The organism is Nocardia miyunensis NBRC 108239, from assembly GCF_001613065.1.
GTDB lineage: Bacteria > Actinomycetota > Actinomycetes > Mycobacteriales > Mycobacteriaceae > Nocardia > Nocardia miyunensis.
Genome location: NZ_BDBQ01000075.1, coordinates 41,532 through 65,180 on the forward strand (window position 1 = coordinate 41,532; position 23,649 = coordinate 65,180).

Sequence of the window (23,649 nt, forward strand, 5' to 3'; positions counted from 1 at the left end):
GGGTTTTGGGGGTGAACTCTTGACCGGGGTGGTGAGTGCGACCTACTCTGTGACGCACAGCACAGATGTGATCGCTAACATGCACTGTGGCACCACCGGGAGCTCTCTATGGACGATGACGACGCCCGTGACCGTTCGGTCGCGATCATCCTGGAGCTCGAGCACGATCGAGGGGTTGTCGATCGGCGGTTGTTCGGGTCGTTCGTCGAGCACATGGGCCGGTGCGTGTACACGGGGATCTACGAGCCGGGACATGTCAGCGCGGACCATGAGGGGTTCCGCGGCGATGTGTCCGAGCTGATCGATGAGCTGGGGATCAGTGTAATCCGTTATCCGGGCGGGAATTTCGTGTCCGGATACCGATGGGAAGACGGGATCGGGCCGCGGAATCTGCGGCCGCGCAGGCTGGATCTGGCGTGGCGGTCGATCGAGACCAACCAGGTGGGGACCGACGAGTTCCTGCGGTGGGCCGCACGGCGCGAGGTGGAGCCGATGCTCGCGGTGAATCTCGGGACGCGCGGCATCGAGGCGGCCGCGAGCCTGGTCGAGTACTGCAACGTCACCGGCGGTACGTACTGGTCGGATCTGCGCCGTAGCAACGGATCCGAGGATCCCTACGGGGTGAAGCTGTGGTGCCTGGGCAACGAGATGGACGGGCCGTGGCAGACCGGGCACAAGAGCGCCGAGGAGTACGGCAGGCTCGCCGCGCAGGCGGGGCAGGCGATGAAGCTCGTGGATCCGGACATCCAGCTGGTGGCCTGCGGCAGTTCGCATCACCGGATGCCGACGTTCGGATACTGGGAGTCCACCTCGCTCGAAATAGCCTGGGACGTCGTCGATTACGTGTCGATGCACGCCTACTACGAGGAACTCGACGGTGATCGGCGCAGCTTCCTGGCCTCCGGGTTCGGGATGGGCGAATTCATCGACGACGTCGCCGCGACCATCGACGCGGTGGCCGCGCGCAAACACAGCCGGGCCCGGCCCAAGATCTCCTTCGACGAGTGGAATGTCTGGTACCAGCAGAACTTTCCGGGCACCGAGAAACTCGAGATCGATACCAGCGGCCCTCGCATCGAGGACGTGTACAGCGCCCTGGACGCCGTGGTCGTCGGCGATCTGCTGATCACCCTGCTGAACCATGCCGACCGCGTCGCAATCGCCTGCCTCGCGCAGTTGGTCAACGTGATCGCGCCGATCATGACCGAGCCCGACGGATCGGCTTGGCGGCAGGCCATATTCGCGCCGATCTCCGAGGTCACCGCGAGCGCGCACGGGGTGAGCCTGGTCGCCCGCGTGCGCGGTCCCGAACTCGAGACCGACCGATACGGCGACGTCCCGGCGGTCGCGGTCGCGGCCACCTACGACGCCGAACTCCGCCGCGCCGCGATCTTCGTGACCAATCGGGCCGAGCACCCGATCACTGCTCGCGTCGAGCTGCGCGGCGATATCGCTTGGACCGCAGTCGAATCCGCCACCATGATCGTCGCGGACCACAAGGGCCCCCTGGACGCCGCCGCGGCCAGGGAGGTCGCCCAGCCGCTGTCGGGCGCACGCCTGGACACGAACGCCGTCATCGTCGAGCTGCCCGCGGAATCGTGGGTGGCCCTGCGTATTTCGGCACGATAAGCACGACACGGGAGTACGACGGTGTACGAACACAGCGGCATCCGCCGCCGCGACCTGCTGCGCGGAACCCTCGGCCTGGGCGCGACGGCGATGGCCCTGTCGGCCTGCGGATCCCCCCTGACGACCGGCCTGTACGGCGCACCTCCGCCGAGTAACACCCTGACCTACTGGAATCTGTTCACCGGCGGCGACGGCGAGCGAATGACCGCCCTGCAGAAGACATATCAGGTCGCCCACCCCGAGACCCATCTCGACGCCGTCACGCTGGCCTGGGGAAATCCCTACTACACCAAGCTTTCCCTGGCCGCGCGCGGCGGGATGCCACCGGATGTGGCCATCTCGCACGCCACCCGCATGACCCCGCTGGCCGAGGCCGGATTGCTGGACCCCATCGCACCCGCCGATCTGGCCCGATTCGGCCTCACCGCGGATAAATTCACCCCCGCGGCGTGGCAACGCTGTCATGTCGGGGACACCCTCTACGCCGTGCCGCTGGATACCCACCCCTACGTGCTCTACTACCACAAAGAGGTGTGCGAGAAGGCCGGGCTGCTCGAGTCCGACGGTACCCTGAAAACCATTGCGGGAGTGGATGGTTTGCTCAATGCCCTGCGCGCGGCCAAGCAGGTGACCGGCAAGTACGGGGTGGTCACCGCGGACATCTCCGATCCGGCCATGTGCTGGCGGCTGTTCTCCACGCTGTACTGGCAGCTCGGCGGGACCATATTGGCGGACAACGGATCTCGCGTTGCCCTGGATGACGACAAGGCGCTGACCGCGCTGAACTTCATCAAGACCATGGTCGATGAGGGACTCATGGCCGCACAGGTCGACGACACCGGGGTGCCGGTGCTGTTCTCCAACGGCGCGGCCGGATTCATGTTCGACGGCGAGTGGGATGTGACCGTCTACCTGACCAACAAGACCCCCTTCGGGATGACGGGCTTCCCGCACGTGTTCGGTGATGAATATGCGTGCCAAGGAGATTCGCATACCTTCGTGCTGCCGCACGACGCCGGCCGAACACCGGCGAAGACCACCCGCTCGCTGGAATTCATCCGAACCATGCTCGAGCACAGCCAGATCTGGGCCGCGGGCGGACATATTCCGGCCTTCACCCCGGTGCGCGACAGCGAGGCCTACAAGTCGATGGTCCCGCAGTCGTCGTACACCTATGTCGCCGACAGCGTGCACTACGACGAACCCGCCTGGTATTCGGGATCCGGATCGGAGCTCGAAATCTTCATGGGCCAGGCCATTTCGGCCGTTCAACAGGGAGGCCTGGCGCCCCGCGCGGCGCTGGCGGATATGCGCCGCAATCTCGAGCAGTTCGCCGAGATCCCCTCACCCGCCTAGCCAGCGCAGGAGTCACCATGGCAGTCACCATCCCGGCGCCGCGTCCGGCCGTGCCCACCGTTGTCCGCGGTGACGCGGACGCCCGTCAGGGGCGGCGCAGCGGCCTGTATCTGTCGTTGCCGTTCCTGGTCTTATACGTGCTGTTCTTCCTGGGTCCGCTCGGCTACGGCGCGGTGATGAGCCTGTTCAACACCAGCATCGCGCATTCCGGACTGGGCAGCGCCCGCGGATTGGGCAACTACGCCGAGGTGCTGAGCAGCGCGGACTTCTGGTCCTCGATGTGGCACAGCGTCCAGTTCACCCTCTACACAACGATTCCGCTGGTGGTGATCTCCCTGCTGCTGGCGCTGCTGACCGAGCGGGTGCGCCGCGGACGAGGGTTCTACCGCTTCGTGTTCTTCGCACCGTACGTCATCCCGTCGGCATCGGTCGCGCTGATCTTCGGCCTGGTCTACGCCGCACAGATCGGCCTGGCGACCACCTGGCTGACCGCGATCGGCATCACCGCGCCGAACTGGCTGGGCTCGACGGGCTGGGCGATGATCTCCATGGCTCTGCTGACGCTGTGGTGGACGGTCGGGTTCAATTACGTGCTGTATGTCGCTGCGCTACAAGATATTCCGCGCGACGTCTACGACGCGGCGGCCGTCGACGGCGCGCGCGGATGGGCGACGATCCGGCACATCACCGTTCCGCTGTTGGGGCGTACCACCGCACTGGTGGTCGCCCTGCAGGTTATCGCCTCGCTCAAGGTGTTCGACCAGATCTACCTGGTGCTCGTCGGCGGACCCAATTTCTCCACCCGGCCGGCGCTGGAATACATCTACGAGTCCGGTTTCACCGACTATCGCGCTGGTTACGCGGATGCCGCGTCGCTGGTGTATCTCGTTGTGATACTTGCCGTTTCGGCGCTGTGGCTGGTGGCCGGACGGATCATCGGCAGGAAGGGATGAGCGCGGTGAGCATCGAATCCGCCTCGGACAGCGCAGAGTTCGGCACAGACAGCGCCGGACCACACGTGAGCAGCGGCCGCGCCTTCCGCACGCTGTGCGCGGTGGTTCTGGTGTTGTTCGCGGTGATCTGGCTGATTCCACTGCTGTGGGCGGTGGATCTGTCGTTCCGTCCCGACGGCGAGATCACCGCCGATCCGACCACCTGGTGGACCTCGCATCCCACCCTGGCGGCCTACCGCTCGGTCATCGGCAGCACCGACATCCTCACCTGGTACATGAACAGCTTTCTGACCGCGGCGATTTCGGCGCTGTTCGCGGTCGTGTGCTGTTCGATGGCCGGATTCGCCTTGGCGCGTACGCGATTCGCCGGACGTCGCGTCGTGATCGGGCTGCTGCTGATCGGATTGCTCGTGCCGCCGCAGGCGTTGATGGTGCCGATGTTCCAGGAGTTCGCCTCGATCGGGCTGACCAATACCTATTGGGCGCTGATCCTTCCGTCGATCGCGGTGCCGGTGGCGGTGTTCGTCTTCCTGTCGTTCTTCGCCGGAATCCCCTCCGAACTCGGTGACGCCGCCCGCGTCGACGGGGCCAGCTGGTTCCGGGTGTATTCCAGGATCTATATGCCGCTGAGCCGACCCGCGGTGTCCGCGGTGGCGATCTTCGTGTTCGTGTGGACGTGGAACAGCCTGCTGTGGCCTCTGCTGGTGCTCAGCTCGACCCGGACCATGACGATCCCGGTCGGCCTGGCCTCCCTCACCTCCACCTACGGCGCGCGCTACGCCGAGATCATGGCGTCGGCGGTGTTGGGCGCGCTGCCGCTGCTGGCGGTCTTCGTACTGTTCCAACGCCGCATCGTCGAGGGGATGGCCAGCACCGGACTCAAGGGTTGACCGACCCGCGCGTCTCAGCGAACCTGCGGGGCGATCTTCTCACCGAGCAACTCGATGGTGTGCAGGACGTTGTCGTGGGGCAGGGTGCCGACGCTCGGGTGGAGCATGAAGCGGTCCAGGCCGAGGGTGTCGCGGATTCCCGCGATCTTCTCCGCGACGCGGTCCGGCGTGCCGACGAACAGGGATCCGGCGGGTGAGCGCAGCGCTTCGAACTGATCGGGAGTCATTGCGCCCCAGCCTCGTTCGCGGCCCAGGCCGCTCATCGCGGCGGCGTAGGGTTCGTAGAAGTCGGCCACGGCCTGTTCGTCGGTGTCGGCGATGTAGCCGTGCGCGTGCACCGCGATGGGCTGCGGATCGTGCCCGCCCTCCTCGAGAGCGCGGTGGTACAGGTCGACCAGGGGGCGGAATCGCGCGGGCTGGCCGCCGATGATGGCGATGGCCAGCGGCAGGCCCAGGAGCCCGGCTCGCACCACCGATTCGGGGCTGCCGCCGACCGCGATCCACACCGGCAGCGGCCGGTCGGTGCGCGGCTGGACGACGGTGTCGTGCAGTGCGGGACGGAAACGGCCGGACCAGGTCACCGGCTCGTCCGCGCGTAGATGCAGCAGCAGAGCGAGTTTCTCGTCGAAAAGGTCGTCGTAGTCGGCCAGGTCGTAGCCGAACAGGGGGAAGGATTCGGTGAAGGACCCACGTCCCGCCATCAGTTCGGCGCGACCGTCGGAGAGCAGATCGAGAGTGGCGAATTCCTGGTACAGCCGTACCGGATCCGCGGAGCTGAGCACGCTCACCGCGCTGGTCAGCTGGATCCGCTCGGTGCGTCCGGCGATTGTCGCCAGGACCACCGCGGGTGCGGACGCCGCGAAGTCCCGCCGATGGTGCTCGCCGACGCCGTATACGTCCAGACCTGCGCGTTCGGCGGCGACGGCCTCGTCGACGACCTGCCGCAACCGTTCCCCCGCGCTCGGTGCCGGGCGGTCGCCGACCGCATGCCGTTCGGCGAAGGTCGTCAATCCCAGTTCCATTGTTCTTCCTCCCGTGATACCGATGTCGACAGCCTAAACGGACCGTGGTCCGGATAAATTCCGCGGGGGTCGGCGGCGCGGAGTGCCGAGAATCCGGACGCTCGGTGCGGATACTCTTGTCGCATGGCAGTACGCACCCGCAAGCCGCTCGTCCCCGGCGTCCAGTCCCCGATCCGTGAGGTTCCGCGATCGATCCCGCGTCCGGAGTACGCGTGGAAGAAAACGGTCAACGAGGGTAGTGAACCGTGGGTGCAGACGCCCGAGACGATCGAGAAGATGCGCATCGCGAGCAAGATCGCCGCGCAGGCGCTCCAGGAGGCGGGCAAGGCCGTCGCCCCCGGCGTCCTCACCGACGATCTGGACCGCATCGCCCACGAGTACATGTGCGATCACGGCGCGTACCCGTCCACGTTGGGCTACAAGGGATTTCCGAAATCCTGCTGCACGTCGCTGAACGAGGTGATCTGCCACGGCATTCCGGACTCGACGATCATCGAGGACGGCGACATCGTCAACATCGACGTCACCGCGTACATCGACGGCGTGCACGGCGACACCAACGCCACCTTCCTCGCCGGTGACGTGGACGAGGAGGTGCGGCTGCTGGTCGAGCGCACCCACGAGGCGACCATGCGGGCGATCAAGGCGGTGCGGCCGGGCCGGGCGCTGAACGTCATCGGCCGCGTGATCGAGTCCTACGCCAACCGGTTCGGCTACGGCGTCGTGCGCGACTTCACCGGCCACGGCGTCGGCCCCACCTTCCACAGCGGCCTGGTGATCCTGCACTACGACCAGCCCGCGATCGAATCGGTCATCGAACCCGGCATGACCTTCACCATCGAGCCCATGATCAACCTCGGCGGCATCGACTACGAGATCTGGGACGACGGCTGGACCGTCGTCACCAAGGACCGCAAGTGGACCGCCCAGTTCGAGCACACCCTCGTCGTCACCGACACCGGCGCGGAAATCCTCACCCTCCCGTGAGCGGGTACCCCTCTGCGCCGGACGAGGTGGCGCGGTGAAGGGGGCACTGCTGGTCGCCGGGACGACCTCGGATGCGGGAAAGAGCGTCGTGGTTGCCGGGTTGTGCCGGATGCTGGCGCGGCGCGGGGTGCGGGTGGCGCCGTTCAAGGCGCAGAACATGTCGAACAACTCGGTGGTGGCGCTCGATGGCGGGGAGATCGGGCGGGCGCAGGCGTTGCAGGCGCGGGCGTGCGGGCTCGAGCCGAGTGTGCGGTTCAATCCGGTGCTGCTCAAGCCCGGGAGTGATCGGCGTTCGCAGCTGGTGGTTCGGGGACGGGCCGTGGATACGGTCGGCGCGCGGGACTATTTCCGGCATCGGCGGCGGTTGCGTGCGGTGGTGGCCGATGAACTGGCCTCGCTGCGTGCCGAATTCGATGTGGTGATCTGCGAGGGGGCCGGTTCGCCCGCCGAAATCAATCTGCGGGCAACGGATCTGGCGAATATGGGGTTGGCGCGGGCGGCGGATCTGCCCGTCGTGCTGGTCGGCGATATCGATCGCGGTGGGGTGCTCGCGCACCTGTTCGGGACCGTGGCGATTCTGGAACCCGAAGACCAGCAACTCATCTGCGGGTTCATCGTCAACAAATTCCGCGGCGACGTCGAGTTGCTGCGACCCGGTCTCGATACGCTCACCGAGCTCACCGGACGTCCCACGCTCGGCGTGCTGCCCTTCGCCGAGGACCTGTGGATCGACGCCGAGGATTCCCTCGGCACCGTCGCCGACGCACCGGTCGGCCGCCCGCGCCCGCCGATCGGGACCGAGTGGCTGACCGTCGCGGCGATCCGGTTGCCGCGCATCTCCAACTCCACCGACGTCGAGGCGCTGGCCTGCGAGCCCGGGGTATCGGTGCGCTGGGCGGACGATCCGTCCCGGCTGACCGACGCCGATCTGGTGGTGCTGCCGGGCAGTAAATCCACGGTGAGCGATCTGGAATGGTTGCGCCGCACCGGAATTGCCGATGCCCTGGGCGCGCGTGCCGCGGCCGGGCGGCCGATCCTGGGCATCTGCGGCGGATATCAGATGCTGGCCCGGCGCATCGTGGACGAGGTCGAATCGAGTGCGGGCGAGGTCGCCGGACTCGGCCTGCTGGATCTGGACATCGAGTTCACCGAACCGAAGGTCTTGCGCCATACCACCGGTCGCGCCGCAGACTCCGGAATTCCGTTGAGCGGCTACGAGATCCACTACGGCCGCGCGCGCCGAACCGGCGATCCCGCCTGGCTCGAACTCGACGACGGCCGCGCGGAAGGCAGTGCGCGCGGGCCGATCCGCGGCACGCACCTGCACGGTCTGATGGAGTCCGACGAATTCCGCCGGGCCTGGTTGCGCGAGGTCGCCGAGCAGGCCGGACGCACCGGATTCCGTGTCGCCGAGGATATTTCGGCCGTCGCCGAACGCGAGTCCCAGCTCGACCTGCTCGCCGACCTGCTCGAGAAGCATCTCGACATCGGCGAACTGGAACGCCTGATCACGGCCGGGGCGCCGTCCGGTGTGCCGATCCTCTCGACGTCGCGGAACCGGGACGCCTGATCAGGACGGCGGACCCGTCCGGCACGGCTGCTCACCCTCGATGCCATGGAGTCGGGGCTTCTGGTCCCACTGCCGTGTCGTCCGGCTGCTCACCCTCGCCCTCGCACGACCGGATCCTTGATCACCGATGCTCCGCGCCCGCGCCGTAGAGTGCGCAAGCGGGACGTTCGAGCACTGCCGGGTGTCTTCGGACTGCTGGTACCCGCTGGCGGGCGCCGAGTTCGCTCGGGACGTGAGAACATGCTCTCGACCGGCCGAGAGTGGTCCGCGCAACGATTCGCCCGCCCCGCGTGGCCGAGCTCTCCGCGGGCGTCGGTACGTGGGCAGCGACACGAAGTTCCCGGGGCGTGGGCCGTGTAGCGTAAGTCGACATGGAAACACGGCGGATCGCGGTCGGTGACCGCGCCTGGACCGTTCGAATCGATGGCTCGCAGTTCCGGCACACGGTCGTGCTGCTGCCCGACACGGGCGCCCCGGCCGACGTCTACGACGCGGTGTGTGCCCGCCTGCACACCTCGGATCTGCGCACGATCGTGCTGGAATCGATCGAGGGACTCGACACCGCGGCGATCTACGCGATCCTGGACGACATCGGCGTCCCGTGGGCCAACCTCGCCGGTTACGGCGCGGGCGCCGATCTGGCCTGGCAGCTGGCCGCACGCGGTTTCGGCCGGTTCATGGGGCTGGTTGTCGCCGGACGCGGGCATCCCGCCGCCCCCGGCGCGGACAACACCGTCACCGATGCGAGCTGCCCGGCCGTCGAGATCCCCACCACCGTCGTCGCGACCAAGGATCTGCCGCGAGCGGCCGCCGAGGCCGCCGCTCGCCACGTCTACGGAGAATTCCGCGTCGCCCAGGTCGACGTGGCCGATCCGGCCGCCGAGGCCGCCCAGGAATTCGCCACGGAGATCGTGCTGCGCAGCGGCCAGTGGTAACCGGCTGTAAGTTCTGCCTCCCCTCCGCTCCGGCGGGGTTCGCGGCGCCCTGATGGCTCACCGCCCGGCCCCGTGTCGGGCACTCGTTCTCGCGCCCGGCCACGCGTCCGGGCGGCGAGCCGCGCCGCAAACCGGGGGTCGGCGTTCTACGGGGCTGGTGAAACGAGGTGTTGAAGCTGTTGTCTCCGACGCGATTCGGCGTGCGGGGCTGATGTCATGATCGGTGATCGGCGAGCCAGCGCAGCCAGGAATCGAGTTCGGTGAACGCCTGCTGCCGTACCTCCTCGGAGGACAGGAACACATCGTGCCGGGCGCCCTCGATCGGGACGATGTTGGTGCGTTCACCCAGGCAGCCGGACCAGCGTTGGATCTGGCGAACGTCCAGCACGGTGTCCGCGACATCGGCCGCGGGGCCGTACGCGCGCATGAACTTGGTCATTTTCGAGCGCAGGATCAGCGCGGGTACGCCGATGTCCAGGCCGCGCTGCAGCCGGGCGTGCCCCTGCCGGATCGCGCGCAACCAGCCGAAATGCACCGGGAATCCGCTCAGCGGCTTCCAGTCCAGGTCGTAGTCCCACTCGCCGGACGAGCTCCGGTGCAGACTGTCGCCGTAGGTGGTGACCTTCGAACCGGGCAGGGTGGCCATGGCGCGCAGGCGGCCCAGTCCGTCGATCAGGGTGTTGCCGACGACGGTCCGGTAGTAGGCCGGGCCCTGTAGATCGAACCAGGGACTGTTCAGTACGAGTCCGGTAATTCCCTGTGCGGCAACACCTTCGGCGCTCTGCAAGCGGTCCAGCCAGAGCGGGGTCACCAGTCCGCCGGTGGAGTGGCCCATCACCAGCACCGGCAGGCCCGTCTCCTCGCGCACGATGCGCAGCGCCTCGTTCAACTCGGCGTCGTACAGCGCCAGATCGGTGACGTAGTGCGCGGTCTGCCCCTCACGTCGCGAACGCCCGCACTTGCGCAGATCCAGGGCGAAGAAGCGGTGGCCCTGCGCGGCCATGTGCTCGGCGAGGTGCCGCTGGAAGAAGTAGTCGGTGAATCCGTGGACGTACAGCACCGCGGCGGTCGCCTCGGCCGTGGACAGGTATCGGACCAGGGTGGCCTCGACGGTCCCCTCGCCGTCCGGGTCGGGTCCCAGGGGGATCCGGCGCTGTTCGTATCCCTCGCCCAGGATGTCGGGCTGCCAGGAGTCGGTCCGGGGCTGGGCCAGCGGCGTCTCGTTCGTCACAGGCTCCACGATATTCGACCCGCTCAGCGGCGTCGCGGTACAGGTGACCCGCTCACCGCGGGTGTGGCGGTTTCGAAAACGGGCATGCCGAGGGGCAGAATCAGGTTGAAGTGAACGACGGGTAACCTCTTACCCGCCGTATTCGCCGGAATTCCGGTGACGCACAACACAATGCCCAGGTTGGGTCCGCCCGGGGCGCGACCGCGCATATGGACAAGGAAGTCGATCTACCCGTGTCGAACGCTGCGATGACTGAAAAGACCGATGTAGTCCTCATCGGTGCCGGCATCATGAGTGCCACGCTGGGCGCACTGCTTCGCCAGCTGCAGCCCGACTGGTCGATCACGATGTTCGAGCGCCTGGACGCCGCCGCCCCGGAGAGCAGTGACCCCTGGAACAACGCCGGTACCGGGCATTCCGCGTTGTGTGAGCTCAACTACACCCCGCGCACCGCCGACGGCGGCGTCGACGTGTCCAAGGCCGTCGACATCAACGAGCGGTTCCAGGTTTCGCGGCAGTTCTGGTCCTATGCGGTGGAGAACGGCGTTCTCGATACTCCGTCGGAGTTCATCAACCCGATTCCGCACGTCAGCTTCACTCACGGCGCGGACGGCGCGGAGTACCTGCGCAAGCGGTACGAGGCGCTGGCCCGGCACCCGCTGTTCGAGGGGATGGAGTTCATCGACTCGCCCGACGAGTTCGCCCGGCGGTTGCCGCTGATGGCCAAGGGCCGCGACTTCAGCGAGCCGGTCACGCTGAACTGGAGTGAGAAGGGCACCGATATCAACTTCGGGGCGCTCACCAAACAGCTGCTGGCCTATCTGGGCCGCTCGGGCGTCGACACCGCGTTCGGCACCGAGGTGCGCAACCTGTCCAAGCAGTCCGACGGTAGTTGGGATGTGAAGGTGCGCAACACGCGTACCGGCTCGACCCGCACGGTGAACGCGAAATTCGTCTTCGTCGGCGCCGGCGGTTACGCGCTGCCGCTGCTGCAGAAGGCGGGGATCCCCGAGATCGCGGGCTTCGCCGGATTCCCGGTCAGCGGGCAGTTCTTCCGGTGCATCAATCCGGAGCTGATCACTCAGCACGAGGCCAAGGTGTACGGCATGGCCGCGGTCGGTGCGCCGCCGATGTCGGTGCCGCACTTGGATACTCGTGTGATCGAGGGTAAGCGCGGACTGCTGTTCGGCCCCTACGCGGGCTGGACGCCGAAGTTCCTCAAGGACGGCAAGTACGGGGACCTGTTCAAGTCGATCCGCCCCGGCAATCTGACCCCGATGCTCGGTGTCGGCGTCACCGAACTCGGCCTGGTGAAGTACCTGGTCAGCGAGCTGCTGAAGTCTCCAGCGGGCAAGGTGAACGCGATGGAGGAGTTCATTCCGCGCGCCGACGCGCGCGACTGGGAGCTGATCACCGCCGGTCAGCGCGTGCAGATCATCCGTCGCAAGGGCGTCGGGGGCGTGCTCGAACTCGGCACCGCGGTCATCAACGCCGCCGACGGTTCCATCGCGGGTTTGCTGGGCGCCTCGCCGGGCGCGTCCACCTGCGTCAGCGCCATGCTGGACGTGCTGCAGCGCTGCTTCCCGCGCGAGTACGCGGACTGGACGCCGCAACTCAAGGCCATGGTTCCCTCGCTGGGCGTCAAGCTGTCCGAGAATCAGGCTCTGTACCACGAGGTGTGGGACTGGTCGAACAAGGCGCTCGGGTTGACCGCGAACACACCGAAGGCTGAACTCGCGCAGAGCTGAGCGATGTGATAGCAAGACGCGATGATGTCAACGGTTACTCTAAAACGGTCGTGGGCCGCGGATCTGGACACCGCGACCCTCTACAAGCTGTTGAAGCTTCGCGTCCAGGTTTTCGTCGTCGAGCAGAAATGCGCGTATCCAGAACTGGACGGGCTGGATCTGTTGCCGGAGACCCGGCACCTGTGGCTCGACGACGAGGGTGAGGCGATCAGCACGCTGCGCCTGAGCGAGGAGCACGAGAACGGGGTGAAATCGTTCCGCATCGGCCGTCTGTGTACCACGCCGTCGGCCCGCGGGCACGGTTACACCACGCGGCTGCTGCAGGCCGCGCTCGCCGAAACCGGTTCGGCCACAGTGCGACTCAATGCGCAGACCTACCTGATCGATATGTACACCAAGCACGGGTTCGTCACCGACGGCGCGGAGTACATCGAGGACGGTATCCCGCACATTCCGATGCGGCGCGGTTAGCCTGCGGGTCCCGCAACTCGGAAGTGGTTGCGGGACCGTCTGTTTCGGTTGTTCTCAGGTGCGGGGTTTCGTCGGCTCGTGGAGTGCCTCGCGGGTGAGCAGGGTCGCTCCGGCCACCGCGCCCGGCATCAGCACGATCGCGACGAACGGCACCAGAAATGCCGCGGCGAGCGGAATTCCGAAGCCCCACACCAGCATCCGGCGTGAGCGCAGCAACGTCAGCTGGTCGCGCAGGGCGATTCCGCGACGTTGCATGGCCACGGTGGTGAGTTCCTGCACCAGGAAGAATCCGGTGACGCCGATGCCCACGACGGGAACCACCGTCTGCCCCACCACGGGCAGGAATCCGGCCGCGAACAGCACCACACCCCACACCACGGCCCGCAGCACCAGCGCGATGCCGTCTTTGATCATCCGCCAGGTGGACAAACCCGGTCCCGGCGGCGCGTCGCCCGGGGACAGGCTCCGGTCCACGTGCCCGGCGAGCGCCTCGTAGAACGGCTGCCCCAGTGCCAACGTCAGCGCGGTGAACGTGATCACCGCCAGGAACAGGCACAGCACCAGCAGCAACACGTCCAGGAAGCCGCGCAGCACACCCTGCCACGGCGAGGCCCAGTGATCGGCGAACGGTGTCGCCCACGCGACGACATCACCCACGAACCACGCCACCGCGACGATCGCGGCCAGATACAACACCAGTGCGATGAGCCCCGGCACCAGCGCGTACCCGAACCGCCGCCGATGCGCCGCCACCCACCGCTGCCCCTGCAACAGATACCCGAACCCCGCAGCCAGATCCCGCACGCGCGCAGTCTATTCGCCCGCGATCGAAAACGACTGAGCGGCGAGGGTTTCCGTGGGCGGTCCGGATCGTCGCGGACCGGGGAGTCGAGCGCACCGCTTGCGAATCGCGGCCAGCTCATCGCGCACCGGGACGGCGCGCGCCGGTCCGGCTGCGCGGACCAAGCGTTCGCGGGGCGACCACGACAGCGTCGGTCTGCGCGGCTTGCGAAGAGTTGTGTGGGTGGGGCTGGTCACAGGAGGGCGGCGGCGAGGACGTCGTCGATGCGCAATACAGTTGGGGCGTGTCCGAGTCCGCAGTCGATGTCGCCGCGAGTTCCGTATCAGCATCCGGTGAGGCCGGGTTTCCGTTCTCGGCGGTGGTGGGGCAGGAGCAGTTGCAGTTGGCGCTGATTCTGTGTGCGGTGCATCCGGGGATCGGGGGCGTGCTGGTGCGCGGGGAGAAGGGGACCGCGAAGTCGACCGTGGTGCGGGCGCTGGCGCAGTTGTTGCCGCCGGTCGCCGATGAGCGGGGTGCCCAGCGGCCTGCGCGGCTGGTGGAGCTGCCGGTCGGGGCGACCGAGGATCGGGTGGTCGGGTCGCTGGATTTGCAGCGGGTGCTGCGAGACGGCGAACAGGCGTTCCGGCCGGGTCTGCTGGCGGCCGCGCATCACGGCGTGCTCTACGTGGACGAGGTCAATCTGCTGCACGACCATCTGGTCGACGTGCTGCTCGACGCCGCGGCCATGGGACGGGTGCATATCGAGCGCGACGGGGTGTCGCATTCGCATCCGGCCCGGTTCGTGCTGGTCGGGACGATGAACCCGGAGGAGGGTGAGCTGCGTCCGCAGCTGCTGGACCGATTCGGGCTGACCGTCGACGTGGCCGCCTCCCGCGATGTGGATGTGCGCATGGCCGTCGTGCGCCGTCGCCTGGACTACGAAGCGGATCCGAACGGATTCGCCGACCGGTACGCCGAGGCCGATCGCGAGACCGCCGACCGGATTCTCATCGCCCGCGAACTGGTCGGGGAGGTGGAACTGGACGATGTGGAGTTGCGTCGCATCGCCGCGCTGTGCGCCAGCTTCGACGTGGACGGCATGCGCGCCGACCTGGTGGTCGCGCGTACCGCGACCGCGCATGCGGCGTGGCGCGGAAGTCGTTGTGTGACAGCCGATGACGTGCGTATCGCCGCGGAACTCGCACTGCCGCACCGGCGTCGGCGTGATCCGTTCGACGAGCCCGGCATCAGCGAGGAACAGCTGGAGGAGGCGATGCGGCAGGCCGCCGAGGAGGCCGCCCGCGCCGAACAGAACTCCGACGAAACATTCGGTCCGACAGGCGAATCGGAGACCCCACCGGCCGATGAGCCCGATTCGGAGCAGGGTGGCTCGGATAGCGACGGCGGGCGTCCCGACGACGATCCGGACGGCGGACCCGATACGCCCGGCGGTGGCGGCGCGCCGGAGGGCCGGGCGGGCGCTCCGCCGAATTCGGTTGCGCGCCCGCCTCGTTGGGAGGTGCAGGGCGTCGGCGAGGGCGCGCCGGGACGGCGTTCGCGCGCGAGCACCCGGCACGGCCGTGTCGTGCGTGCGGTACCCGATGCCACGGCCGGACTGCATCTGCTCGGCACGGTCTTCGCCGCCGCACCGTATCAACGCGCCCGCGGCCGGTTCGCGGGTCCGCTGACTCTCGAGCCGGACGACCTGCGCGGTGCGTATCGCGAAGGGCGCGAAGGCAATCTGGTGATCTTCGTGGTCGACACGTCGGGTTCGATGGCCGCCCGCGATCGACTCTCCGCGGTCACCGGCGCGATCGTGGCCCTGCTGCGCGACGCCTATCAGCGGCGCGACAAGGTCGCGGTGATCACCGTGCGCGGCAGCGAGGCCGAGCTGGTTCTGCCGCCGACCTCCTCGGTGGACATCGCGGTGCGTCGTCTGGCGGGTCTGCGCACCGGTGGTAAGACTCCGCTGGCCCGCGGCCTGGTCGAGGCGCGCGCGGTCGTGCAGCGCGAGCGGGTGCGCGACCCGCAGCGTCGCGCGATGGTCGTCCTGCTCACCGATGGCCGCGCCAACGGCGGCACGGACCCGGTCCCACGCGCCCGCGCCGCCGCCCGCGTCCTGGCCCGCGACGGTGTCACCGGCGTCGTCGTCGACTGCGAACGCGGCATGATCCGCTTGGGCTTGGCCGCCGAACTGGCCCGCGACCTGCGCGCCACCTACATCCGCCTGGCCGAGATCACCGGCGACTCCGTGGCGGGCGTCGTGCGGTCGCAGGTGACCGGGATCCGCGCGGCGTAAGTTCTGCGGCGTGCGCGCTGGTCGGGTTCCGTTGAAGTGGCTCGATTAGCTTGGGCGGCAGTCGAACTCGTCGGCTTGCGCGTCACCTGAGCTCGTGCGGCTGAGATAACCGGTGAATCTGCGGCGGTGTCCGGCGTTGCGGGTCAGCGGGCATACCCGGGCGCGCAGTCCGAGCGCGTTTCGAATGCACTGGCTCCCAAGACGCGGATGCGTGCGGAGTTTGCCCTGTGGCTTCTGGTTCGGCTGCCGAGCCGACTCGAGAACTTGCGCCATCAGTTCGGCGTGGCCGCGGTCCTCGGTAGGCGGATTCGGCTCGCGTGTGTGGTTATCGCGCGGGGGTCGTGGTGAGTTGGTCGGCGAGGGCGGTGAGTAGTTCGGAGCAGCCTGCGGCGACGGTGAGGGCGGCGAGCGGGTCGCCGCGGGTGACGCCGCGGTTCACGATGACGACCGGGCGAGAGGTTTTGGCCGCGTGGCGCACGAAGCGCAGGCCCGACATGACGGTGAGGGAGGAGCCCGCGGTCAGGAGTACATCGGCGTCCTCGACCAGGTCGTATGCCTCGGCTACGCGGTCCTTCGGGACGTTCTCGCCGAAATAGACGATATCGGGTTTGAGCATTCCGCCGCAGTGTTCGCAGTCGACCATGCGGAAGTTCGCGGTGTCGGTGACCACGGCGTCGGCGTCGGGGGCGACCTCGATGCCGTCGGTGACCGATTCGGCGAAGCCGGGATTGGCGTCCTCGAGCCGGTCGGCCAGGCGCATGCGGGAGATCAGGGCCGAGCAGCTCAGGCAGCGCACGCGCGCATAGGTGCCGTGCAGGTCGATCACCCGGCGACTGCCCGCCTTGGTGTGCAGCAGATCCACGTTCTGGGTGATCAGCCCGCTGACGACGCCCGCGCGTTCGAGCCGGGCCAGCGCACGGTGTCCCGGATTCGGCCGCGCGGCGTCCATCTGCCGCCAGCCGACATGGTTGCGTGCCCAATACCGTTGCCGGAACACCGGATCCCCGACGAACTGCTGATAGGTCATCGGATTGCGCGGCGGCGAACTCGGCCCCCGATAATCCGGAATCCCACTGTCGGTGGACAATCCCGCCCCGGTCAGCACCGCCACCCGGCGGCCCGCGACGATGTCGAGCACCCGATCGACAGCGCTCACGGTCAGAAGTTCCGGCATGAATCCAGCGTACGACCCGATATCGGACCTACCCGAGCACAGGGCGATGCCCACGGCACAGGCGGGAGCTGCTGCGGCGCAGGCCGGGGCGGGGGCCGGGGCGGGGACGGGGTGTGGCAACGTGGAGCAGCAGATTCATGTGCGGAAGGAGCGGTGTCGATGCCCAGGGGTGTTCCCGAGACGGTGCCCGATGACGGGTTGACCACTCGGCAGCGGCGTAACCAGCCGGTTCTGGCGGTGCACACCGGGCCCGGCAAGGGGAAGTCGACCGCGGCGTTCGGGATGGCGTTGCGGGCCTGGAATCAGGGATTCGACATCGCGGTGTTCCAGTTCGTGAAGAGTGCGAAATGGAAGGTCGGGGAGGAGGCGGCGTTCCGCACTCTCGGGCGGTTGCACGAGGAGACCGGTGCCGGCGGCCCGGTCGAATGGCACAAGATGGGCGAGGGCTGGTCCTGGACCCGCAAACAGGGCACCGAGGAGGATCACGCCGCGGCCGCGCTGGCCGGTTGGCAGGAGATCGCCCGCCGCCTGGCCGCCGAGCAGCACCGGTTCTACGTGCTCGACGAATTCACCTACCCGCTGAAGTGGGGGTGGGTCGATGTGGACGAGGTGGTCGAGACCCTGCGCACCCGTCCCGGCAATCAGCACGTGGTGATCACCGGACGCGATGCCCCGCGGGCGCTGATCGACGCCGCCGATCTGGTCACCGAGATGACGAAGACGAAACACCCGATGGATGCGGGCCGCAAGGGCCAGCGCGGCATCGAATGGTGAGCACACCCGCGGTGGTCGTCGCCGCACCGGCCTCCGGAAGCGGGAAGACCACTCTCGCAACGGGTTTGATCGGCGCGCTGCGGCGTGCGGGGCATTCCGTCGCTCCCTTCAAGGTGGGCCCGGACTATATCGATCCCGGGTATCACGGGCTGGCGGCCGGACGTCCGGGCCGGAATCTGGATCCGGTGCTGGTGGGCGCGGAGCGGGTGCCGCCGCTGTATCGGCACGGGACGCGCGGATGCGATATCGCGGTCGTCGAGGGTGTGATGGGCCTGTTCGACGGTCGCATCGACGAAAATCAGGCGCAGTCGGTCGCGGAGGGATCCACAGCGCAGGTCGCGGCATTGCTGGGCGCACCGGTCGTGCTGGTGGTGGACGCGCGCGGCCACAGCCAGAGTCTCGCGGCGCTGTTGCACGGATTCGCCACCTACGACAGCGAAATCCGGCTCGGCGGCGTGATCCTCAACCGCGTCGGCAGCGAGCGGCACGAACAGGTGTTGCGCGCCGCTTGCGATCGGGTCGGTCTGCCGGTGCTGGGCGCGCTGCCGCGGATGGCCGAATTGGCTGTTCCCTCACGACATCTGGGGTTGATTCCCGCGGTGGAGCACGGTGGGGCGGCGCGGTCGGCGGTCGAGGCGATGACCGAACTCGTTGCCGCACACGTGGATCTGGCCGCGATCGCCCGGCTGGCCGAGGCGCGGGTGCCCGAGCCCAGCTGGGATCCGGTCGCCGAATTGCGCGGGTTGGCGGACGCTGCGCCGACTGTGCGGCGCTCGGATGCTGGTACGCGGCAGTCGCGAGTGTTGGTGGATGATGCGCGGACGCAGTCGGATACCGGTGTGCGGGAGTCGTGGGCGTGGGCGGATGGTGCGCCGATTGGGACTTACTCGGATACCGATACGCGGGAGTCGCGGGCGCGGGCGGACAATGCGCGGCTTGCGGACGTCACTCATGTTCCCGGGCCGGAAACAACCGGAGGCTCGGACGGAGACGGTCCGGTGATCGCCATGGCCGGAGGTGCGGCGTTCACCTTCGGGTATGCCGAGCATCGTGAATTGCTGGCGGCGGCGGGCGCGCGGGTGGTGGTCTTCGATCCGCTGCGCGACGACTTGCCCACCGGAACAGCGGGTGTGGTTCTGCCGGGCGGGTTCCCGGAGGAGCACGCGGCGGAGCTGTCGGCGAACGATCGGCTGCTCGACGCGATGCGCGCCGCGGCCCGCGCCGGTATGCCGGTGCACGCCGAATGCGCCGGACTGCTGTATCTGACCCGCAGCCTGGACGGGCACCGCATGGCCGGGGTGGTCGATGCGACAGCCGAATTCGGGCCCCGGCTGACGCTGGGCTATCGGGATGCGGTGGCGCTGAACGACTCTCCGCTCTGGCCGACCGGCCAACGGGTGCGCGGTCACGAATTCCATCGGACCCGATTGGTTTCCACCGCGTCCGCCGATCCGGCCTGGGCCTGGCGCTCACCGAACGGCGACACCGTTCGCGAGGGTGCGGTGATCCATCGGGTGCACGCATCGTATCTACACACGCACCCCGCCGGAAATCCCGCGACGATCGCCGGATTCGTCGCTGCCGCAGCGGATTACGCGGCCCTTTGTGCTGATGTGTGAATCACGTCCGGGCAGCGGCGAAATCGTCGTCGGCATTGGATGCCGCCCGGCGACTTCCGCTGCGGATATCCTGCACGCCGTGCGGGAAGTGCTGGGGGACAAGCAGGTCGGCTGCATAGCTACGATCGACCGCCGAGCGAGCGAATCGGGCCTGTCAGCCGCCGCAGCCGAACTAGGCGTTCCGGTCATGGCATTCACCGCCGACGAACTGGCCGGGGTGCACGTCCCGCATCCCGCCGTACGAACGAGAGCCGCTGTGGCCACCGCCAGCGTCGCCGAGGCCGCCGCACTGCTCGCCTGCGACAAATGCTGTGGCACAGGATATCTGGCGACACCGAAAACTGTTGTGGGTCCGGTGACGGTCGCGGTCGCCGGCTGCCGGTAGGCCTCGCTGTCCGAGACCGGATTCGGCTCCACGGAACGGTGCGGAGTTCAGCGACGACCGCGGGCGGCCGGGACTTGTTGCGCCAGAACGGTTCGGGGTTCGGTTGTGGTTGTGACCTGTCGATAGCGGCCAGACGTCGAAGCCTGTGCTCAGCCGCGTGGGGAACCGTACGGGTTCGGCGAGATTTGTGACCGAGTCGTCGATAGCGGCCCGGCACCCGAGGCGGATTCAGCCCCGCCAGGATTCGAGCACCCGATCCAGCGTCGGGCGGATCGCCGCACGAGCCTCCTTGCGCGGCGTACCCGCCATCAGCAACCGATCGTAATCGGTGTCGAGGTGCCGGATCGAGGCGATGACCGCTAGCGTAACCGCCTCGGCGGCAAGGACTTTCGCCGCCGCACTGCGCCCGACGCGCCCGCTGCCGCGCACCGCCGCATGGTCGGCGATCTCGGTGGCGCGCTCGGGCGGGCAGTGCGGGAACAGCCGTTGGATCTCCGCGGCCATCCGCGCCTGGAATTCGACGTCCTGTGCCGCGCGCCGAGCGGTATCGCGTTCGCGGCGGCGCAGCCGCGCGTCCTCATCGGCCAGGCACTGCTCCTCCGCGCGGGCCAGCGCCTGTTCCTCGACCAGGATGCCGACGCGTTCATGGCGTTTGCGCCGGGCGTTGAACCGCACCACGATCGCGGACAGGGCGCTCTCCTTCTTGGCGCGTCGGCTCAGTGCCGCGTCCCCGGCGGGCAGGAATTCCAGGTGGTCCAGATCCGCGCAGGTCAGGCACAGCGGCCCGGTATCGGACATGATCTGATACGGCCCGGTGTCCGCGCATTCCGCGCAGGTCCAGGCTCCCGCGGCCGCCACGACCGTGAGATCGGGCGCCTTGTTCTGTCGCTGCACCATCTGCTCGCGGCGGGCCGGGCTCAGGTCGGGGGAGAGCCAGTGCGTGCGGAACACCGCCTCGTCACCGTCGCCGACGAAGATCAGCGGCGCGCGATCGCGGCTGCCGGACAGGTAGGAGGTATCGCTCGGGGTGAGACCGCTCTCGCGCGCCCACTCGCCCAGCAGATCCGCGACATCGCGCAGCCGCGCACCGTCCACCGGGGCAAGCTTCGCCAGCGAGGGCGCTCGCCCCTGCCGCCACCGCTCGACGTGCGCCGAGGTCAGCCAGCCGAGTCCAACCAGCACATCGACCGTGGACACGTACTTGTGCTGGGCCAGTGCCGCTTCCGCGGCCGTGACCACTCGACGCCGGAGTTTGGACATGAACAGAAACCATAGAACACCGCGCCGACAGGTCTGGCGGGCCGCGGCGGGTCAGGGGGCCACGGACGTCCAATCGGCGAAGCCGGTCGGATCGTGACGCCCCAGGCTGGCGTGTTCGAACAGCCCCCAGCCCTCGGCGTCACCGCATCGAGCGCGTGCGACATGATCGATCACACCCCACGGAATGCGCCCGGCGACAGCGGGATCGGTCAGGTCGTAACTGTTCGAGGAGGACCAGTCCGCACCCTTCCACATGCCGTGCTGCCAATCCGGATCGCCGCCGTAGCCGCAGCCGATGTGCAGCGCCATGAAGGTCTGCGGCTCGACGTGCACCTCCACAGGCTTTCCGTCGGAGGCGGTCATCTCCAGCCGCGCGGCAACGGGAATCCTTGTGCCGGAACGATAGTCGATGTGCACGCGCGGCCAGCCGAGTTGCTCGACCCGTCCGTCGGCCCAGATCCGGGTGGCATCGTTGAGGGTGCGGAACCCGTCCGGATTCTCCTGCACGATGACCACGATGGCGAAGTCGTCGAAGCGTAGCGGCACGTACATCCACCAGAAACCGCCCGGTCCGGAGGCCGCGGCGCGTCCGGCGGGCTCGGTCTCCCCGACCGGTCGGATACCCCACGACCGGTCCCGGCTGCCGGTCCAGATCCGCGGATCCACGGTGGTATCGGTCCCGTCCACGTGCAGCGTGCCCGCCCACGAGCCCACCTGCGCGAACCGCGACGCGTCGATGATCGGCCGATTTCCGGCCAGGATGAGATGCGGCTGTTCCAGCACCGCGGGGAAGGCCCCGGTCCAGGTCAGGTCGAAGCCGAGATCCTCGTGCTCGCAGACGATCCGGATGCGATTCAGCGGTTCGAGCACCTCGACGCGATAGCCGCCGACCCGCTGGTCCAGCCCGCGTTCGGTGAGTTCGGTCGAAAAGCGCACGGCCCGTTGGGTTTCGCCACGACGCACGGCCGCGTACGCATCGATGACGCCCAGGTTCGGATACACGCCCAGACCGGTCACCAGGAAGGTGCCACCGTCGCGGTCGTGGCCGTTGAAATAGCTGCGGTCGTAGAAGTTCCGGTCACTGGTACCGACCCTGGCCAGCGACAGCGGGGTCTGATGGATAGGATATTCGTCCAGCGGTGCGGGGACCGGGCCGACGCCGCGGCCGTCGGATTCGCTCATACCTGTCAATCCCATTCGTAGGTGCCGTCGAGCAGGGCTTCGAGACTCTTGCGGTGCATGACGTAGTCGTCCCGGTCGGGGGTGTCGGTGTCCTCGCCGAAGTGGATCATCCGGCGCTTGACCCGGGCCATCACCACCCCGTGCCGCACCGCGGCGTAGACGAGGTAGAAGTCCAGGTCTCGCAGGCGGTATCGGGTGGCCCGCTCGTAGTGCGCGACCACATCCTCCCGGCGCAGGAAATCCGGCAGTCCCGGCTGGCCGAATTGCGTTGCCAGATCCTGGAAGAACCGATGGATGAAGATCACCCACGCCACGTCGAGCTCGCGCGGTCCCAGTGCGGCCATCTCCCAGTCCAGCACCGCGACCGGATCGAACTCCCGGTAGATGATGTTGCCGGGTCGCGAATCACCCCAGCTGAGTACATCGGGCCCGGGATCGCGCGGCCAGTGCTGCTCGAGCCAGTCGAATGCGCGCTCCAGCAACGGGATCGGGTAACCGTCGTCCGCCAGAGCCCAGCGGTACCAGGCCCGGGTGGCATCGACGTGCCGGCGCAGCGAGTCGCCGGATTCGGCCAGCGCCGGGAATCTCACCGCCGGATCGGCGATGGCGTGTATGTCGGCGATGATGTCGATGGTGTTGCGGGTCAGCAGCATTCGCTGCTCCGCGGTGGCGTCGAACAGCCAGCCGATGAACACGTACGGCGGATTGTCCTCGGGGATACGGCCGTCCACCCGCCCCATGACGAAAAACGGTGCGCCGAGCACGGATTCGTCCGATTCGAACCAGCACAGCGGCGGCACGGGCACCGAACTGTGCTCGGCCACGCCCGCCATCACCGCGTATTGCCGTGCCAGATCGTAGGTTTCGAAGACCGGGAAGGAATCGTCCTCCGGCGCCATGCGGGCCACATAGGAGCCCTCGACGGTCTTCCCGTCCACCTGCCAGGTGGCGTCGAACAGCACCGACGAACTCGACATGCCACCGGCCTGGGGGCGGCGCAGATCGGTCAGGATGGGTGTGCCGTCGCAGCCGACCGTATCTGCGAGCCATCGGGTCAGGCGTTCGGCGAGGTCGTCGAGATCCCGGGCGCTGGTGGTGAGCTGTCGCCGCTGTTCGGGATCCGGCTCGGAATCGTCCGACATGATCGGGACCTCCTGGCTTCTGGAAATGCCTGCGTGCCGTGCTTCCGATTCAGGCGTGCGGCGGAACGATGGAGGGAATGTAACGCGTTCTAGTAGCCGCCCGTGGTGGAATCCGGGGCCGATTTTCCGCGGTTCCGGTCACCGGGATGGGCGGTTGCCGAAGCGCGGAGGCCCGATGCGCCCGCGATGTCGGTGGCAGGGTGTATCAAAGAGACAGGGAGATCTCGGGGCAGCTCCGACA

20 protein-coding genes are annotated in these 23,649 nt (G+C 68.0%); 13 read left to right on the plus strand and 7 right to left on the minus strand.

Going from position 1 to position 23,649, the window contains the following annotated elements:
• Nucleotides 1-108 precede the first annotated feature (108 nt).
• The 4 genes from NM2_RS30995 to NM2_RS31010 are packed head-to-tail and all read left to right on the plus strand — an operon-like array spanning nt 109 to nt 4,828.
• Nucleotides 109-1,629 carry an alpha-N-arabinofuranosidase gene (locus tag NM2_RS30995; RefSeq protein WP_067676243.1) on the plus strand — a complete coding sequence of 507 codons (1,521 nt, stop codon included), beginning with the start codon at nt 109-111 and terminating at the stop codon, nt 1,627-1,629.
• A 21-nt stretch (nt 1,630-1,650) separates the two neighbouring features.
• Complete coding sequence (locus tag NM2_RS31000; protein ID WP_084531740.1) at nt 1,651-2,985, plus strand: extracellular solute-binding protein; 1,335 nt, start codon at nt 1,651-1,653, stop codon at nt 2,983-2,985.
• 17 nt (nt 2,986-3,002) lie between these two features.
• Nucleotides 3,003-3,938, plus strand: a complete 936-nt coding sequence (locus tag NM2_RS31005; protein WP_084531741.1) for a carbohydrate ABC transporter permease — start codon at nt 3,003-3,005, stop codon at nt 3,936-3,938.
• Between the two features lie 5 nt (nt 3,939-3,943).
• Nucleotides 3,944-4,828 carry a carbohydrate ABC transporter permease gene (locus tag NM2_RS31010; protein WP_218026024.1) on the plus strand — a complete coding sequence of 295 codons (885 nt, stop codon included), beginning with the start codon at nt 3,944-3,946 and terminating at the stop codon, nt 4,826-4,828.
• Nucleotides 4,829-4,842: 14 nt separating this feature from the next.
• Here the strand turns inward: NM2_RS31010 and NM2_RS31015 are convergent, their stop codons facing one another.
• A complete protein-coding gene (locus NM2_RS31015; protein WP_067676248.1) occupies nt 4,843-5,850 on the minus strand; it encodes an LLM class flavin-dependent oxidoreductase in 1,008 nt (335 codons plus the stop codon).
• Nucleotides 5,851-5,973: 123 nt separating this feature from the next.
• Here NM2_RS31015 and map point away from each other — a divergent pair, with 123 nt between their 5' ends.
• The 3 genes from map (at nt 5,974) to NM2_RS31030 (ending at nt 9,342) form a co-directional block, all read left to right on the plus strand.
• On the plus strand, nt 5,974-6,837 hold the full coding sequence (gene map / locus NM2_RS31020) for a type I methionyl aminopeptidase (protein WP_067676251.1): 864 nt from the start codon (nt 5,974-5,976) through the stop codon (nt 6,835-6,837).
• Between the two features lie 34 nt (nt 6,838-6,871).
• Entirely contained in the window at nt 6,872-8,407 is a 1,536-nt protein-coding gene (locus NM2_RS31025; RefSeq protein ID WP_067676254.1) for a cobyric acid synthase, read from the plus strand.
• A 371-nt stretch (nt 8,408-8,778) separates the two neighbouring features.
• Nucleotides 8,779-9,342 carry a hypothetical protein gene (locus tag NM2_RS31030; RefSeq protein WP_067676257.1) on the plus strand — a complete coding sequence of 188 codons (564 nt, stop codon included), beginning with the start codon at nt 8,779-8,781 and terminating at the stop codon, nt 9,340-9,342.
• Between the two features lie 214 nt (nt 9,343-9,556).
• Here NM2_RS31030 and NM2_RS31035 read toward each other — a convergent pair whose 3' ends face one another.
• Nucleotides 9,557-10,573 (minus strand): alpha/beta hydrolase, encoded by a 1,017-nt coding sequence (locus NM2_RS31035; RefSeq protein WP_067676259.1) that lies wholly within the window; start codon nt 10,571-10,573, stop codon nt 9,557-9,559.
• A gap of 209 nt (nt 10,574-10,782) precedes the next feature.
• Here NM2_RS31035 and mqo point away from each other — a divergent pair, with 209 nt between their 5' ends.
• A complete protein-coding gene (gene mqo / locus NM2_RS31040; protein ID WP_067676261.1) occupies nt 10,783-12,321 on the plus strand; it encodes a malate dehydrogenase (quinone) in 1,539 nt (512 codons plus the stop codon).
• 21 nt (nt 12,322-12,342) lie between these two features.
• A complete protein-coding gene (locus NM2_RS31045) occupies nt 12,343-12,792 on the plus strand; it encodes a GNAT family N-acetyltransferase (RefSeq protein WP_067676264.1) in 450 nt (149 codons plus the stop codon).
• Between the two features lie 54 nt (nt 12,793-12,846).
• Here the strand turns inward: NM2_RS31045 and NM2_RS31050 are convergent, their stop codons facing one another.
• The gene (locus NM2_RS31050) at nt 12,847-13,596 is read right to left on the minus strand and encodes an EI24 domain-containing protein (protein ID WP_067676267.1); all 750 of its coding nucleotides are present in this window, start codon (nt 13,594-13,596) and stop codon (nt 12,847-12,849) included.
• A gap of 281 nt (nt 13,597-13,877) precedes the next feature.
• Between NM2_RS31050 and NM2_RS31055 the strand changes: the two genes are divergently transcribed.
• Complete coding sequence (locus NM2_RS31055) at nt 13,878-15,872, plus strand: magnesium chelatase subunit D family protein (protein WP_067676269.1); 1,995 nt, start codon at nt 13,878-13,880, stop codon at nt 15,870-15,872.
• Between the two features lie 325 nt (nt 15,873-16,197).
• Here NM2_RS31055 and NM2_RS31060 read toward each other — a convergent pair whose 3' ends face one another.
• Nucleotides 16,198-17,046, minus strand: coding sequence for an NAD-dependent protein deacetylase (locus NM2_RS31060; protein WP_067676270.1), 849 nt, complete (start codon nt 17,044-17,046; stop codon nt 16,198-16,200).
• Nucleotides 17,047-17,205: 159 nt separating this feature from the next.
• Here NM2_RS31060 and cobO point away from each other — a divergent pair, with 159 nt between their 5' ends.
• Genes cobO through NM2_RS31075 form a run of 3 tightly spaced genes read left to right on the plus strand, consistent with a single transcriptional unit; the run spans nt 17,206 to nt 19,824 of the window.
• Nucleotides 17,206-17,820, plus strand: coding sequence for a cob(I)yrinic acid a,c-diamide adenosyltransferase (gene cobO / locus NM2_RS31065; protein WP_067676362.1), 615 nt, complete (start codon nt 17,206-17,208; stop codon nt 17,818-17,820).
• The gene (locus NM2_RS31070) at nt 17,814-19,439 is read left to right on the plus strand and encodes a cobyrinic acid a,c-diamide synthase CobB (RefSeq protein WP_067676271.1); all 1,626 of its coding nucleotides are present in this window, start codon (nt 17,814-17,816) and stop codon (nt 19,437-19,439) included. Before cobO ends, NM2_RS31070 begins: the two co-directional genes overlap by 7 nt.
• On the plus strand, nt 19,432-19,824 hold the full coding sequence (locus NM2_RS31075; protein ID WP_067676272.1) for a cobalamin biosynthesis protein: 393 nt from the start codon (nt 19,432-19,434) through the stop codon (nt 19,822-19,824). The genes NM2_RS31070 and NM2_RS31075 overlap by 8 nt, the downstream gene beginning before the upstream one ends.
• A 228-nt stretch (nt 19,825-20,052) precedes the next feature.
• Here NM2_RS31075 and NM2_RS31080 read toward each other — a convergent pair whose 3' ends face one another.
• The 3 genes from NM2_RS31080 to NM2_RS31090 are packed head-to-tail and all read right to left on the minus strand — an operon-like array spanning nt 20,053 to nt 23,408.
• On the minus strand, nt 20,053-21,090 hold the full coding sequence (locus tag NM2_RS31080; RefSeq protein WP_439956946.1) for a DUF2293 domain-containing protein: 1,038 nt from the start codon (nt 21,088-21,090) through the stop codon (nt 20,053-20,055).
• 45 nt (nt 21,091-21,135) lie between these two features.
• Nucleotides 21,136-22,266, minus strand: a complete 1,131-nt coding sequence (locus NM2_RS31085; RefSeq protein WP_067676276.1) for an Rv3169 family protein — start codon at nt 22,264-22,266, stop codon at nt 21,136-21,138.
• Nucleotides 22,267-22,271: 5 nt separating this feature from the next.
• A complete protein-coding gene (locus NM2_RS31090; RefSeq protein WP_067676279.1) occupies nt 22,272-23,408 on the minus strand; it encodes a phosphotransferase family protein in 1,137 nt (378 codons plus the stop codon).
• Between the last annotated feature and the right edge of the window lie 241 nt (nt 23,409-23,649).